General features: G+C 34.2%; 14 protein-coding genes. 3 read left to right on the top strand and 11 right to left on the bottom strand.

The window, feature by feature from the left end; translation table 11 throughout:
• Nucleotides 1-155: 155 nt before the first annotated feature.
• Nucleotides 156-2216 carry a M13 family metallopeptidase gene (locus EDB96_RS00630; protein ID WP_134138752.1) on the top strand — a complete coding sequence of 687 codons (2061 nt, stop codon included), beginning with the start codon at nt 156-158 and terminating at the stop codon, nt 2214-2216.
• Between the two features lie 186 nt (nt 2217-2402).
• Here the strand turns inward: EDB96_RS00630 and EDB96_RS00625 are convergent, their stop codons facing one another.
• Together EDB96_RS00625 and hemB are read right to left on the bottom strand one after the other, a co-directional pair.
• Nucleotides 2403-2801, bottom strand: coding sequence for a c-type cytochrome (locus EDB96_RS00625; protein WP_134138751.1), 399 nt, complete (start codon nt 2799-2801; stop codon nt 2403-2405).
• A gap of 1 nt (nt 2802) precedes the next feature.
• Nucleotides 2803-3795: a porphobilinogen synthase gene (hemB, locus tag EDB96_RS00620; RefSeq protein ID WP_057115413.1), complete on the bottom strand. Its 993-nt coding sequence runs from the start codon at nt 3793-3795 to the stop codon at nt 2803-2805.
• Nucleotides 3796-4075: 280 nt separating this feature from the next.
• On the opposite strand from hemB, the gene EDB96_RS00615 reads away from it, so the two are divergent.
• Nucleotides 4076-4708 (top strand): hypothetical protein, encoded by a 633-nt coding sequence (locus tag EDB96_RS00615; RefSeq protein ID WP_134138749.1) that lies wholly within the window; start codon nt 4076-4078, stop codon nt 4706-4708.
• A gap of 2 nt (nt 4709-4710) precedes the next feature.
• On the top strand, nt 4711-6543 hold the full coding sequence (locus tag EDB96_RS00610; RefSeq protein WP_134138748.1) for a hypothetical protein: 1833 nt from the start codon (nt 4711-4713) through the stop codon (nt 6541-6543).
• Between the two features lie 73 nt (nt 6544-6616).
• On the opposite strand, the gene EDB96_RS00605 is transcribed toward EDB96_RS00610, so the two are convergent.
• From EDB96_RS00605 to hemC, 9 genes are all read right to left on the bottom strand, one after another.
• Nucleotides 6617-7504, bottom strand: coding sequence for a fructose bisphosphate aldolase (locus EDB96_RS00605; protein WP_134139639.1), 888 nt, complete (start codon nt 7502-7504; stop codon nt 6617-6619).
• A 93-nt stretch (nt 7505-7597) separates the two neighbouring features.
• Nucleotides 7598-8536, bottom strand: a complete 939-nt coding sequence (locus EDB96_RS00600) for a DUF4421 family protein (protein WP_134138747.1) — start codon at nt 8534-8536, stop codon at nt 7598-7600.
• Nucleotides 8537-8638: 102 nt separating this feature from the next.
• Nucleotides 8639-9106: an IS200/IS605 family transposase gene (tnpA, locus tag EDB96_RS00595; RefSeq protein WP_057115409.1), complete on the bottom strand. Its 468-nt coding sequence runs from the start codon at nt 9104-9106 to the stop codon at nt 8639-8641.
• A gap of 866 nt (nt 9107-9972) precedes the next feature.
• A complete protein-coding gene (hemF, locus tag EDB96_RS00590) occupies nt 9973-10887 on the bottom strand; it encodes an oxygen-dependent coproporphyrinogen oxidase (protein WP_134138746.1) in 915 nt (304 codons plus the stop codon).
• Nucleotides 10884-11429 carry a GNAT family N-acetyltransferase gene (locus EDB96_RS00585; RefSeq protein WP_134138744.1) on the bottom strand — a complete coding sequence of 182 codons (546 nt, stop codon included), beginning with the start codon at nt 11427-11429 and terminating at the stop codon, nt 10884-10886. Before EDB96_RS00585 ends, hemF begins: the two co-directional genes overlap by 4 nt.
• Before the next feature lie 2 nt (nt 11430-11431).
• Complete coding sequence (locus EDB96_RS00580) at nt 11432-11809, bottom strand: hypothetical protein (RefSeq protein ID WP_057115406.1); 378 nt, start codon at nt 11807-11809, stop codon at nt 11432-11434.
• Nucleotides 11810-11884: 75 nt separating this feature from the next.
• Complete coding sequence (hemE, locus tag EDB96_RS00575) at nt 11885-12910, bottom strand: uroporphyrinogen decarboxylase (RefSeq protein ID WP_134138742.1); 1026 nt, start codon at nt 12908-12910, stop codon at nt 11885-11887.
• A 137-nt stretch (nt 12911-13047) separates the two neighbouring features.
• On the bottom strand, nt 13048-13713 hold the full coding sequence (locus tag EDB96_RS00570) for a uroporphyrinogen-III synthase (protein WP_134138741.1): 666 nt from the start codon (nt 13711-13713) through the stop codon (nt 13048-13050).
• A complete protein-coding gene (hemC, locus tag EDB96_RS00565) occupies nt 13713-14639 on the bottom strand; it encodes a hydroxymethylbilane synthase (RefSeq protein ID WP_134138740.1) in 927 nt (308 codons plus the stop codon). The genes EDB96_RS00570 and hemC overlap by 1 nt, the downstream gene beginning before the upstream one ends.
• Nucleotides 14640-14681 lie beyond the last annotated feature (42 nt).

Genomic DNA, 14681 nt, shown 5'->3' with positions numbered 1-14681 from the left:
TTTGTAACTTTTACGATCAATATGCAACTAATTGATTAGTTAAAAATTCATGTTTGTGAAATTTATGTGTCTTTATGATTTTCCAGTTAGAATTTTAACACAATTTTAGAAATAATAACAATATGTTTGTATTTTCCCTTAAACCATAAACTTTTATGAAAAAACAATTTGCTAAACCTGTGTTTGGTGTCATATCTGCAATGTTTTCTTTAACAGCAGTTCAAGCCCAAGACGCAGCCTCAAAGGAACCAGGTATCAATTTATCTTATATGGATACTAAAGTTAGCCCAAGTCAGGATTTTTTTAAATATGTAAACGGAACTTGGCTTCAAAAAACAGAAATTCCAAGTGATCGTACAACATGGGGAAGTTTTAATGAGCTGATTAAAAGAACTGACAAAGATGTAATGACAGTTTTAAAAGATGCTTCTAAAAACCCAAAATACAAGTCAAACACTGATCAGGGAAAAGCTGTTAACTTATTCAATACCGTTTTAGATTCTGTTGGAAGAAATAAAAGAGGTATTGAACCACTTAAACCGTATTTGAAAAAAATTGACGCTATTAAAAATGTTGCTGATGTTCAGAAGTATTTAGTGGAAATGGAAAAAGAAGGCGGTTCTGGATTTTTCGGAATTTACATTGGAGCTGATGATAAAAACAGTTCTAAAAATTCTGTAAATCTTTCTCCAAGCCAATTGGGTCTTCCAGACAAAGATTACTATACTTCTGATGATAAAGATTCTAAAGAAAAACGTGCTAAATATGAATTACACGTGGCTAGAATGCTTCAGTTTATTGGAGAATCTCCAGAAAAAGCAAAACAAAGCGCTGCTGAAATCTTAGCTTTAGAAACAGAATTATCTCAGCCAAGATTAAACAGAGTTGAAAGACGCGACAGCCGTTTGCAATACAATCCGATGACAATTGCTGATATTCAAAAATTGACGCCGGCAATTAAATGGAATGAATACTTTACTGGTTTAGGAATTACTAAATTGGATACTGTAATTGTAAGTGAGCCTAAATACATGACTGCTTTGCAAACTGTTTTTAAAGAAAACAAAGTAGGGCAGTGGAAAGAATATTTGAAATGGGATTTATTAAACAGCGCTGCCAGCCAGCTTTCATCAGATATAGATAATGCTAATTTTGATTTTTACAGCAAAACATTAAGAGGTGCAATAAAACAACTTCCAGCTGAAGAAAGAGCACTTGCTGTAGTAAATCGTAGTGTTGGAGAAGCTCTTGGAAAACTTTATGTAGAAAAATTATTTCCTGCTGAGGCAAAAGAGAAAGCTCAAAAAATGATTCAGAATGTGATTTTGGCTTACAAAAACAGAATCAATTCTTTGACTTGGATGTCTCCAGAAACAAAGGTAAAAGCTGTTGAGAAATTAAATAAAATCACCATTAAAATTGGATATCCTGATAAATGGAAAGATTATTCTGCTTTAACAATTAAAAGCACTGCAGAAGGCGGAACTTATTTTGATAATTCAAAAAATTTATCAAAATGGGCTTTCAAAAAAAGCATCGATAAATTAAGCAAACCAGTTGATAAAACAGAATGGGGAATGTCTCCTCAAACGGTAAATGCATATTACAATCCGTCTTATAACGAAATTGTATTCCCTGCAGCAATCTTACAACCTCCTTTTTACAATTACCAAGCTGACGAAGCTGTTAATTATGGTGGAATCGGTGCTGTAATTGGACACGAAATTTCTCATGGATTTGATGATTCTGGTGCACGTTACAATGCTGAAGGAAATCTAGTAGATTGGTGGACAGATGAAGATTTGAAACAATTTACAGCTCTAGGAACAGATTTAGCAAATCAATACAGCGCGCTTGAGCCATTGCCAGGAGTGCATGTTGATGGTCATTTTACTTTAGGTGAAAACATTGGAGATTTAGGCGGAATCAATGCTGCTTATGATGGTTTACAATTGTACCTAAAAGAAAATGGTAATCCAGGTTTAATCGACGGATTTACGCCAGAACAACGTTTCTTTATTTCTTGGGCTACCGTTTGGAGAACAAAAACTAGAGACGAAGCGATCAAAAACCAAGTAAAAACAGATCCTCACTCTCCAGGAATGTACAGAGCTTATGTGCCAATTCAGAACGTTGATGCTTTCTACAAAGCTTTCGATATTAAGAAAGGTGATAAAATGTATGTTGAACCAGAAAAACGAGTTAAAATCTGGTAATCGATTTTAATAATATAAAAAGGGCGGTTTCGAATTTCGGAACCGCCCTTTTGCTTTACTATTTTATTCGTTTTTAAACTTGAGATATGAGTTATTCCCAGTTATCATTCCGTAAGAATTTTTCGTCGGTAGAAAAAATATTGACGAACCCATTTATTTACGTTCCGTAGGAACATCATTGTGCTGTTATTTCAAATTACTATAAATGTAAGCTTCAATAGCTTTCAATTCTTCATCAGACATTGCTTGTGTAATGGCAAAGTTTGTTTTCATAACCTCAAACTGACTCGGGTCGACAATTGGTTCTCCTTTTCCTTTTAAGAAAGTCACAATATCGCCATTTTTATCTTTGTAGGTTTTGGCAATTTCTTTAATACTTGGTCCAATCACTTTTTGATCGGGCTGATGGCATGCAACGCAGTTCCCAGTTCCTTCAAAAATCTGTTTCCCAAGTTCTTCTGGAGTTTTGGCTTTCGCCGATTCTCCTTCAGAATACGATTCTGTTGTTGAGGTATTGTTCTCAGAACCTTCTTTTTTACAAGAGGCAAACGCTAAAACGGCAGCTAATAATAAAACCTTTTTCATCTTATTTATTTAGTAAAACTGCTGCTTCTTTTGCGAAATAAGTCGAGATAATACTAGCGCCCGCACGCTTAATGCAATATAGTTGCTCTATCATAATTTTGTCATGATCCAGCCATCCTCTTTCTGCTGCGGCCTTTACCATTGCGTATTCGCCAGAAACTTGGTAAACCGCTACAGGAACATGAACAGCGTTTTTTACTTCGCGGACAATATCCAAATACGCAATTCCAGGTTTTACCATTACGATATCTGCACCTTCTTCAACGTCTAATAATGCTTCACGAATTCCTTCAATTCGGTTAGCATAATCCATTTGGTATGTTTTTTTATCTTTAGGAATATCTTGTGTGTCAACTGGAGCAGAATCTAAAGCATCGCGGAAAGGTCCGTAAAATGCCGAAGCATATTTTGCACTGTAACTCATAATTCCCACATTATGATGTCCGTTTTCTTCCAACGCTTTTCTGATCGCCAAAACGCGTCCATCCATCATGTCGCTTGGCGCTACGAAATCGGCACCGGCTTCTGCGTGGCTTAAGCTCATACGAGTTAATGCGTCAACAGTGGCATCGTTTATCAATTGGCCTTTTTCGATAATTCCGTCATGACCATAAATAGAATACGGATCAAGAGCCACATCTGGCATAACGATCATTTCTGGAACAGCATCTTTAATTGCGCGGATAGTTTGCTGCATTAAACCGTCTTTGTTCCAAGCTTCAGTTCCTTTATTGTCTTTTAAGTTGTCGCTTACTTTTACATAGATGTTTACCGCCTTAATACCTAAATCCCAAGCTTCTTTAACTTCTTTGATCGTGTTGTCCAGCGAATGACGATAAATTCCTGGCATTGACGGAATAGCAGATTTAATGTCTTTTCCTTCTGCAACAAACATAGGAAGCATAAAATCCTGTGGACTTAAACTGGTTTCACGAACTAAAGAGCGAATAGATTCATTGGTTCTTAAACGACGGTTTCTTTGTAATGGAAACATATAAATTTAGATTTAGATTTTAGATTTCAGATTGCGACCTGATTTTGAAAGCAGATTGATTAATCTTTATTTCTAAAATTGATGTTGTTCTTTTTTTGTTTTTGTAGATTTTTTACTTTTTATGAAAGTGCTGCAAAGTTAAAGAAAAAGGAACAGAATAAGGAGTTTACGCTAATAGAGAATGAGTTAATATTATCTAAAAATTTGATTTAAGTTTTGGTTTCCATTTAGAATTTAACTTAAATAAGGTTTTTAAAATATTTCCATCTAAATTTGCTAAATGAAGAAATTTCTCGCTTTATTTTGCTGTCTGCTCTTAACAAGTTGTTTTGAGATAACAGAAAGAATCAAACACCACGACGATCAAAGTGGCGAATATACTCTTATGATCGACTTTTCTCGATCTTGGTTTAAAACCAAATCGGCTATTTTTCTGGAAGAAGTCGATGGCGTAAAAATCCCAAACGAACAAGAAATTGCCCAAAAACTGGAAGACTTTAAATCTAAAGCTTCAAAAATTGAAGGAATTTCAAACGTTACCACAAAAACAGATTTTGATAATTACGTTTTCATCATCAAACTCAATTATGCCAATCTAAAAGCATTAAATGCTGTTGTTAATACAATCAACAATCAGCGTGATCAAATTCACTTTAGCGGAAGCGGCAAAAATTTTGAAAGAATAGCCTCTTATCCAATTCCAGAAAAAGTCGTAAATGATCCGAAGAAAAAGAAAGACCTTGAAGAAGCCAGTATTATCGCTATTTATAGTTTTGACAAAGACATTCTTTCTGTAAACAATTCAAACAGTAAAATTTCTGCAAACAAAAAGACCGTTTTTTTAAAACAAAGCATGTACAGTGTTCTTAAAAAATCGACCCTCATGAATAATACCATTCAATTAAAGCCTTAATTATGAAGCATTTTTACACCCTATTTTTATTATTCGCCACGTATTTGACTTTTGGTCAGATCAATACATCCAAATACGATTATTTTGTACAATTCAACGGAAGCCAGCTTTCTAAAAAAGTGAGTGTTTCAGAAGTTCTAAATCATCCATTAGTAAGCAAATACAGCAGTAAAAAGCCAGACTTTGATTTCAGTAAATATACTTCGCTGATACATTTAGATCAGAAAATAACAATTCACGGCAGTTTCATGGATAGTGTTCCGTATTACCAAGTTACTATTCCCATAAAAAGTAAAGAGGCCCTTAAACAATTTTTAATCAAAGAATTTAAGATCGACAACAGCAATGATTCGATTGCGGGAATTGAAGATTTCGGAAATTATTCTGTTTTTACGCCAAAAGGTAAGAAGAGATCTATGGTTTGGAATGATAACTATCTTGTCGTATTAGAATTAACGAAACGATTTTCTAAAAATGTTTATGATTTACAGCCACAAATTGTAACCGATTCTATTTATTCTGACGAAAGTTATGGTGATGTTACAGCGGTTCCAGAAAATGAAGTGAAAGTTGTTGAGGCACCAATAGCAATTGATGCACCTGCAGCAATAGAAAATTCTGCTCAGGAAGAATATTTGTACGATGGAAATCCTTACGAAGAATATACTTTGCAGCAAGCAGAATTTGATCGAAATCTTGCCGAAAAGCAAAGTGAAATTATAAAAGCATTATTTGAAAATGGTTTTATGGCACCAAGTTCATCCAAAATAAACGAGTCGGCAGATATTTCGTCTTGGGTAGATTATGGCGGAGCAATTTCGAGTTTATACTCGGCATACAGTTATCCGACGGCTATATTTGGCGGTTATGATAAATTCCTGCCGATGCAGAAAAATTTCGGAAATTTTATAAAAGGAATTAATGTTGATTTCTATTTTGATAATGACAATGCAAGAATCGAAGAAGTTATTGAATATTCTAAAGAGATTGCAGCGGTAGTTAATAAAATAAGCGATAGAAAAATCAATAAAAATATTTTTAATTATTTCCCGTCTGAAAAGCCATTGGCTTTCGCATCGTATCATATTAATACAAAAGCAGCTTTAGAAAGTTTTCCGTCTTTAACTTCCGAAATATTCCAGAATCCAAAATTTGGAAAAGAAGATATTACAATAATTACAGATTTGATTACTACAATTGTTGATGAAGAAGCCACTGCGAAACTTTTTGACGGTGATTTAAGCGCGTTTTTGTACGGAATGAAAGATGTTGAGGTAATGAGCAAAAAGTACGGTTACGACGAAAATTATGAAGAAACGGTTACGGAAGAAAAAGTAAAAAAATCAATTCCGTTATTTTCTGTAATTTTTACTTCGACGCATCCAACATTTGGAGATAAACTTTTGCAACTGGGCGTACGCAAAAAAGTATTAATTCAAAACGGGAATCATTATCAGATTGTTGGAACAAAAGAGTATGGTGATATTTTTATCCTGAAAGACAAAGATGTTGTCGTTGTTGCCAACACAATGGATTATTTTAATACTGGAAAAGGCTCTTTTATAAAAGAAACAAAGAAAGACTTGAGCAAAAATTACATCTTCGGAAAACTGAATATTGCACAAACTGTAAATGCATTTGGCAAAAATGCAAAAGAATCAAATTTGGTTCGATTCAATAAAATTTCGGCTCAGTTTTCAGACATTACAACAGAATCGCCTAAGAAGCTAATCGATAATAAATTGAAATTCATATTCAAATTAAACGCTCTAAAATCTGATAAAAACATCATTTTACAAACATTAGATTTGGCAGACGAAATGACTTCGAAATAATCTTGGTTATTATAAAAATTCAAAAGCCCGAAAATCTAATTTTCGGGCTTTTTTATAGCATAAAATGATTTTTTTATGTGATCGAAGCGTCATAGATTTCTTTGATTGTTTTGCCCAGTACGGCATTAAAATCATCATCAGACTGTCCAGCAGAAAGACCTTCGGATAATGCTCTTGAAAAACTGGCAATCAATCCGTGGTTTTGAGCGAGTTTTTCATTAGCCTCTTCTCTCGAATATCCGCCAGACAAAGCCACAACACGCACCACATGCGGATTCGATATCAGCTCTTTATAAAAATCATTTACTGTTGGGATAGAAAGTTTGAGCATTACTTTTACCTCTTTGTCTAAAGAATTAAGCTGTTTTAGGATTTCTTGTTTTAGAATTGCTTCAGATTTTTCTTTATCAGAACTGTAAATATCAATTTCAGGTTCAATAATCGGAATAAGCCCTTTATTAAAGATTTGTAAACCTACTCTAAATTGCTGTTCTACAATATCGCGAATTCCATCAGGATTTGCTTCTTTAATAACCGAGCGCATTTTGGTTCCAAAAATATTTCTTTCTACAGCTCTTGTTAGTAAATCATCTAAATTTGGAATTGGTTTCATCAATTGTACTCCGCTGGCAAGATCAGTAAGTCCTTTGTCTACTTTTAAAAACGGAACTATATTTTTTTTCTCCCACAAATAATCAGCAGTCCATTGACCGTCGATTTTACGGTCCATAGTATTTTCAAATAAAATCGCACCGAGAATATAGTCACTTTCAAAAGCAGGACTTTTAATAATCCTCGTCCTCATTTCATGTACAAGTGTGTACATTTCTTCATCATTTGAGTAGCTGCTTTCCTGAACGCCATATTGCGATAAAGCTTTTGGTGTACTGCCGCCGCTTTGATCTAATGCCGCGATAAATCCTTTTCCGGAATGCATGCGATTTAATTGGTCTTCATTCACATTTTCCATAATAATGAAATTTTAATTTGTAATAAATACCTGTTAAATTAAGCAATTTTTATCGTATTTCTTGCTTTTGAGGTTTTAGATTTCTCAAAGCCCGATTTTATCATTGACTTTATCGTAAACTTCTTTTACTTTTTTTGGAGGATCAAATCGGTAGCCTACAGAAAATCTTAAAGTAGCAATATTATCATTTAGCCGTGGATCGACTTTTTCGTCTTGAGCAAAACCTACTGTATTAAGACTTGCAAAAGCAAAGAAACGATCATTATTATAAGCCAGTTTTAAATTAAAATCTGCTTGATATAGGGCAGAAGTATCTCCATCGACATCATTAATTCCAGCGCCCAAAGCAATTCCAGCACCAATTAAAACGCGGTCGCTGATGACAAAATTATAGAAATAAGAAGGTGCTAAAGTAAACACATAGAAATCGCCAGGAGACGAATCGGGAGTGTTTAAGTCTAAATTGGTGTAGTAAAAGGAGAAAGTCGGAATAAAACTTCCAGAACTCTTAGTCTGCCATTCGTTTTGATTGACCAACGTTTTAAAAGAGAATTTATCATTGAAAATATAAGATGTCGATCCGCCGATTTTGGTAGTACGCATATTGGGAAGCTGCGCATTTATATTATTGTCGCTGATATAAAATCCTTTTTGATTAATGAAAGTAAACGACTGCATCCATTTTTTATAATAAAAACGGGTGTTGAAATTAAAATTCTTGGAATGAGAATCGCCTTTGTTGCCACCCAAAAATTTAGGAGCGAAACCAAGACTAACATCAATAATTTTATAATTTAAATTAAAACCAATTTGCTCTCTCCTGTTCGGAATTAAATTGACATATATTTTCGGTTCCTGGCCATCCGAAGCAATCTGGAAACTATTTGAAGTATCTAAATAATAAATACTGACAGTAATTTTATCATCATAAGATTTAAAATACGGATTATGCAACGAATCGTTTTGAGCAAAACAACCCAAAATGCTGGCAAAAAACGCTATGTAAATCAGTTTTAATTTCATATTTATAATAACAATTACTCGATATATAAAGAGCTCAAGCGGAGCAAAATATTTATAGCTAAAAATAAGTAGTTAAGATAAAAACTCCAGCGGAGCGATATATTATTTTAAATTGACATCATCAAAAAGATATTCATTTTTGAAATCAATATTAAACAATTTTAAAAACGCAATATATTCTTCTCTGAATGTTTTTGTTTTGTGATGCTCTTCTTGATTTTCAATGTATTTAATAACATTGGTCAATTGCGAATGTCCATATGAAAAAGCACCAAAACCTGTCTGCCATTCAAATTTTCCATTTATCCATCTTTGTTCATTTATGAATTTGGATGAATTTGTTTTTATAACCCTCACTAAATCCGATAATGATACATCTGGTTTTATTCCAACTAAGATATGAATATGATCTGGCATTCCGTTAATTGCAATCAGTTTTTGTTTTTGATTGGCAATAATTCCTGAAATATATTTATAAATTTCATCTTTTTTATTTGAGGAAATTAAATTTTGCCTTCCTTTTACAGCAAATACAATTTGAATATACAGTTGAGAATAGGTGTTTGCCATAATTATAATTATTAATTGGTAAAGCTAATTAATAATTTTATTTTGTAGGATAAATATTTCTTATTGTCAAGATAAAATATGTCGTGTTGCTATATGTTTCGATCTGATGGAGCTTTTTTCGAGGAGGATAAATTATTGCTATAAATATGTCGCTCCGCTGGAGCTTTGTCTGAAAGAAGGTGAATTATTCCTATAAATATGTCGTGCCTTGCTGTAAATATTTCGCTCCGCTGGAGCTTTATCGAGGGTGTATGAATTTGTTGCTATAAATATTTCGCTCCTCCAGAGCTTTTCAACCAATATAAATTATCAAACCCTAGTTCCAAAGGAACGAAATATCTATTATAGTTTAATATTTCCCCTTCATTGGATTCTTTTATATCCAAATATAAGTTTAGCAAAAGTCCAGTCCCAGAGGGACGAGATATTTATAGATAAATTAGAAGGGATATGGTTCAAAAGCTCCAGCGGAGCGAAATAAATTTATTAACAATAAGGTCGCTTTACCATGATACAGATTAATTATTTTTAAAATATTTCCGCTATGTTAGATCTTTTATATCCAAATATAAATTTAGCAAAAGTCCAGTCCCAGAGGGACGAGATATTTATAGAGAGATTACAAGATATGGTTCAAAAGCTCCAGCGGAGCGAAATTAATTTATTAAACAATAAGGTCGCTTTACCATGAAACAGATTAATTATTTTTAAAATATTTCCGCTATGTTAGATCTTTTATATCCAAATATAAATTTATCAAAAACCAGTCCCAGAGGGACGAAATATTTATAGCAAAAATTACAAGATATTGCTCAAGAGCTCCAGCGGAGCGAAACAAAATTAGGGGTATGAATTTATCTAAAACATTAAACCCAATCAATAGGATTTTCCAATACATTAAGCAATTTTTCTTCCTTGCTTCCTGCTGCTGGATGATGATCATAAACCCACTGTACATGTGGAGGCAAACTCATCAAAATACTTTCAATTCTTCCGTTGGTTTTTAATCCGAATAAAGTTCCTTTATCGTGCACTAGATTAAACTCCACATAACGGCCACGTCGAATTTCCTGCCATGTCCTATTTTCTGGAGTATATTCTAAATTTTTTCTTCTTTCCACAATCGGAACATAAGCTTCAAGGAAACTATTGCCGACTTCGGTTACGAAATTGTACCAATCTTCCATCGACATTTGCTCATTTGCTTTGCAATAATCAAAAAACAAACCGCCAAGTCCGCGGGCTTCATTTCTGTGAGCGTTCCAGAAGTACGAATCGCACTGTTTTTTATATTTTGGATAAAATTCCGGATTATGTTTGTCGCAAGCCGTTTTACAAGTTTGATGAAAATGTTTTCCATCTTCTTCAAACAAATAATAAGGCGTTAAATCTTGTCCGCCGCCAAACCATTGCTGAATTACTTTTCCAGACTCGTCATACATTTCAAAATATCGCCAATTAGCGTGCACGGTAGGGACCATAGGGCTTTTCGGGTGAATGACCAAACTTAAACCGCAGGCAAAGAAATCGGCTTCTCCAACGCCAAACATTTTCTGCATCGTTTCAGGAAGTTTTCCGTGAACGGCTGAAATGTTCACACCGCCTTTTTCAAAAACTCCCGAGCCTTCGGGACCGTTTTCAATAACGCGTGTTCTTCCGCCTCCGCCTTCAGGACGTTTCCAAAGATCTTCACGGAATTTTGCAGTTCCGTCAATAGCTTCTAAACCAGTACAGATTTGATCTTGCAATTGTTGTATGTATGCGTAAAATTTGTCTTTCATGATTTTGTGTATTCTGATTTAAGAAGTCCAAAATAAACGGTGTTTTGCAATTGCCCATCGCCGTTTCTAAATTCGTCTCTTAAAATTCCTTCTTGTTTAAAATTATGTTTCAATGCGATTTTTTGACTTGCCAGATTAACTTCAGAAGTGCAGATGAAGACTTTATTCATTTTTAATTCATTGAAACAAAATTCAAGTGCATCTGAAACCATTTTTGAGGTAATTCCTTTTCCTTGAAAATCTTCGTCGATAAAATAACCCAATTCACATTTAGAAATGCGGTAATCGATAGTTTTTACACACAGATAACCAATAAGGTTATTGGTTTCAGTTTCTCTTGCGTAAAAATAATATCCTTCGCTATTTTTTTCTTTGTCTCTACTAACCGATATAAAGTTTTCGGCATTTTTTGGTGAGTCAGAATTAGCAAGTGTGACAGGGAAAGTGTGTCCGATATGATTTCTATTCTTATCAATTAATTTATAAAATTCTTCGGGAAGAATATTTTCAATTCGGTCTATTTTCCAATCTGTAAAACTCATTTTTATTTGTCTTTTAGAGAAGTAATTTTCGAATTTATCCCAAAAGAAAAAACCTTGCTTTCTTGTTGGATGTATTGGTAAATGGCAAGTGATTTTCTTAAGAAATCAAATTGCTTTTCCTGAGATAAACTCACCAGAATATCTGCAAATTGTTCTTGTTGGTTCCAGTCTAAATGACATCGCTGTAACAAAATAATCAACTCTTCTTCAGGAATTTCAATTGTTCTTTCTAGACTTAATCCAAAACTTTTTAATTGTTCATCGATCAGACTTGTATCTTCAGCATTCCAAAACTTTGGAACAAAAACCAAAGCGTGCAAAGTCTTTAGAGTATTCTCTATTCTAATGCTTTCTTCGTCTCTTAGGCCTTTGTTTAGCATTTTTTGAGTTGTTGGTTGCTAGTTTATGGTTGATAGTGTTTTATCCAACAACTATCAACCATAAACTATCAACTATTATTGCCCGTATTCCTTAACCGCGTCTATAAACGCTTTTGCGTGATCTACAGGGATATTTGGTAAAATTCCGTGACCTAAATTTACAATATATTTGTCTTTTCCAAACTCGTCGATCATTTCGTGAACCATTTTTTTGATGGTTGGAATTGGGGAAAGTAATCTTGACGGATCAAAATTTCCTTGTAAAGTAATGTTACCACCTGACAAATAACGAGCGTTTCTAGCCGAACAAGTCCAGTCAACTCCAAGTGCAGAAGCCTTACTTTTACCCATTTCGCCAAGCGCAAACCAGCATCCTTTTCCGAAAACAATAACCGGTGTAATTTCGGCTAAAGCATCAACGATCTGGTTGATATATTTCCATGAAAATTCTTGATAATCAACAGGAGAAAGCATTCCTCCCCAAGAATCAAAAATCTGGACAGCATTAACTCCAGATTTTACTTTTTCTTTTAAGTATAAAATTGTTGTGTCTGTAATTTTTTGCAATAATGTATGCGCTGCAACTGGATTTGAAAAACAAAAACCTTTTGCAGTATCAAAGCTTTTAGAGCCTTTTCCTTCAACAGCATAACAGAAAATTGTCCAAGGCGAACCAGCGAAACCAATTAAAGGCACTTCGTCGTTCAGCATTTCTTTAGTCAATTTAACAGCATCAAAAACGTAACCCAAAGTTTCATTTACATCAGGAACAATAACTTGATTTACTTGTTCCATTGTACGGATTGGGTTTGGAATAATTGGTCCTAAATTGTCTTTTAATTCTACGTGAATTCCCATTGCACGAGGAACAACTAAAATATCAGAAAACAAAATCGCTGCGTCTGGAGCAATTCTGCGAATTGGCTGTACTGTAATTTCGGCCGCAAGTTCTGGAGTTTCACATCTTGTGAAAAAATCATATTTATCACGTAAAGCTCTAAATTCAGGTAAATATCTTCCTGCCTGGCGCATCATCCATACTGGCGGACGTTGAACTGTTTCTCCTTTTAATGCTTTTAAAAATAGGTCGTTTTTTAACATTTTTTTTCTTGCTTTAGGCTTTAAGCTTTAGGCTTTAAGCGGTGTTTGTCTATCTTTTTGCTTAAAGCATAAAGCTTAAAGCGTATTGTCAAATTATTTTTGCTTAAGGCTTACTGCCTAAAGCTTATAGCTTTAATTTATTTATATTCGTGAATTACGTCTTCGATTACATCTTCAACTGTTGGTTGATCTGCAACGATGATATTCTTTGTTATTTTTGATAAAGCTTCTGCAGTGGTTTCTCCAATACAGAAACAAACTTCTTTTTTAATTGTATTCTCTTTCAAATAACTCTCAACGCCAGATGGACTGAAAAATAATATCGCATCGACAGGGGCTTTTATTTTTTGTGGCTGTAAAGAGGTGTCGTAAACCTGAATTTCGTTGAGTTGTATGCCAGCGTCTTTTAAGGCATTTGGCAAAGTATCTCTTCTAAGGTTACCGCTGAAAAAAGTATAACTTTCATTTCTGTAAATTAAAGTGATAATTTCGGCCAAATCAGATGCGTAACCTGTGTAAGCCACCACATTAAAGCCATTATCGCTTAAAAGCGATTTGGTTTTAAGGCCAACGCAATACACATTTTTTTTCTTTAACTGCTCTGAGTCGGGATGAGATAAAACGCTGTGAACAGCATTCTGACTTGTGAAAATAAGACTTTCGTTGAGGTTTTTAAATTCGAAAGGTTTATTTTCAGTTTTAATGAAATCGGCTTCGATTAGATCAAAGCCGCCTTTTTTCAACTCTTCTTTTTGAAGAGGAGATAATATTTTAGTAGATAATATCTGAATTGATTTCGCCATTATTTTTTCAGGGATTCTTTAATCTTTTGCATTAATTCCGTTCCTCCATTATTCAAAATCTCCTGTGCCGAATGAAAACCTAATTTTTTCCATTCTGAAATATCGACTGTTTTATTGATTTCTAATTTTTGTTTTCCGTCAATAGAAAGTAAAACACCTTGAAAATGCAGAGTATCTTCATCTTCGTTGTAAGTTACCAAAGCTCCAATTGGAGCAGTACAGCCTCCTTCGAGTGTTCTTAAAAACTGACGTTCGATATAAGTGCAGATTTCAGTTTCGATATGATTTAACTGCGAAAGTGCATCAAGGGTATAATTGTCGTTTTCCATTGCTACAACAAGCATTGCTCCTTGTGCCGGCGCGGGAATCATCCAATCTAAATTTATGTAATTTTCAGGTTTTAAGTTGATGCGCTCCAAACCTGCAGCGGCAAAAACAGCTCCGTCCCAATCATTATCCTGAAGTTTCTGCATACGGGTATTCACGTTTCCGCGTAAATCAACTACAGTATGGTTTGGATATTTGTTAAACCACTGTGCCTGGCGTCGTAAACTTCCAGTTGCAATCGTGCTGGGTTTATCTCCAAAATCAGCATTTCCTTTGTGAACCAAAATGTCTAAAACATTTGCTCTTTCTAAAACAGCCGCTTGAACAATTCCTTTTGGTAAAGCAGTTGGAACATCTTTCATAGAATGCACCGCAATATCAATATCGCCATTAATCATGGCAATGTCCAGCGTTTTTGTAAAAATTCCTGTTATACCAAGTTCATAAAGCGGTTTATCCAGAATAATATCGCCTTGAGATTTTACAGCAACAATTGAGGTTTTATACCCCAAATCGTTTAATTTCTTTTCTACAGTATGTGCCTGCCAAAGTGCTAATTCGCTGTCACGAGTTCCAATTCTGATTGTTTTTTCAGCCATGTTATGTTTCTTGAACCATATAAGTTATATAAGTAAATTTAA

This window comes from Flavobacterium sp. S87F.05.LMB.W.Kidney.N, assembly GCF_004366435.1.
Taxonomy (GTDB): domain Bacteria; phylum Bacteroidota; class Bacteroidia; order Flavobacteriales; family Flavobacteriaceae; genus Flavobacterium.
This window is presented reverse-complemented; position numbering and strand designations above follow the sequence as displayed.

What these genes read in the sequence shown, in the direction of transcription:
- hemF (WP_134138746.1), bottom strand. Translation starts at nt 10,887, where the DNA reads ATGAAAGACAAATTTTACGCATACATACAACAATTGCAAGATCAAATC.
- hemC (WP_134138740.1), bottom strand. Translation starts at nt 14,639, where the DNA reads ATGGCTGAAAAAACAATCAGAATTGGAACTCGTGACAGCGAATTAGCA.
- EDB96_RS00610 (WP_134138748.1), top strand. Translation starts at nt 4,711, where the DNA reads ATGAAGCATTTTTACACCCTATTTTTATTATTCGCCACGTATTTGACT.
- EDB96_RS00570 (WP_134138741.1), bottom strand. Translation starts at nt 13,713, where the DNA reads ATGGCGAAATCAATTCAGATATTATCTACTAAAATATTATCTCCTCTT.
- EDB96_RS00585 (WP_134138744.1), bottom strand. Translation starts at nt 11,429, where the DNA reads ATGAGTTTTACAGATTGGAAAATAGACCGAATTGAAAATATTCTTCCC.
- EDB96_RS00580 (WP_057115406.1), bottom strand. Translation starts at nt 11,809, where the DNA reads ATGCTAAACAAAGGCCTAAGAGACGAAGAAAGCATTAGAATAGAGAAT.
- EDB96_RS00615 (WP_134138749.1), top strand. Translation starts at nt 4,076, where the DNA reads ATGAAGAAATTTCTCGCTTTATTTTGCTGTCTGCTCTTAACAAGTTGT.
- hemB (WP_057115413.1), bottom strand. Translation starts at nt 3,795, where the DNA reads ATGTTTCCATTACAAAGAAACCGTCGTTTAAGAACCAATGAATCTATT.
- EDB96_RS00630 (WP_134138752.1), top strand. Translation starts at nt 156, where the DNA reads ATGAAAAAACAATTTGCTAAACCTGTGTTTGGTGTCATATCTGCAATG.
- EDB96_RS00600 (WP_134138747.1), bottom strand. Translation starts at nt 8,536, where the DNA reads ATGAAATTAAAACTGATTTACATAGCGTTTTTTGCCAGCATTTTGGGT.
- EDB96_RS00625 (WP_134138751.1), bottom strand. Translation starts at nt 2,801, where the DNA reads ATGAAAAAGGTTTTATTATTAGCTGCCGTTTTAGCGTTTGCCTCTTGT.
- hemE (WP_134138742.1), bottom strand. Translation starts at nt 12,910, where the DNA reads ATGTTAAAAAACGACCTATTTTTAAAAGCATTAAAAGGAGAAACAGTT.
- tnpA (WP_057115409.1), bottom strand. Translation starts at nt 9,106, where the DNA reads ATGGCAAACACCTATTCTCAACTGTATATTCAAATTGTATTTGCTGTA.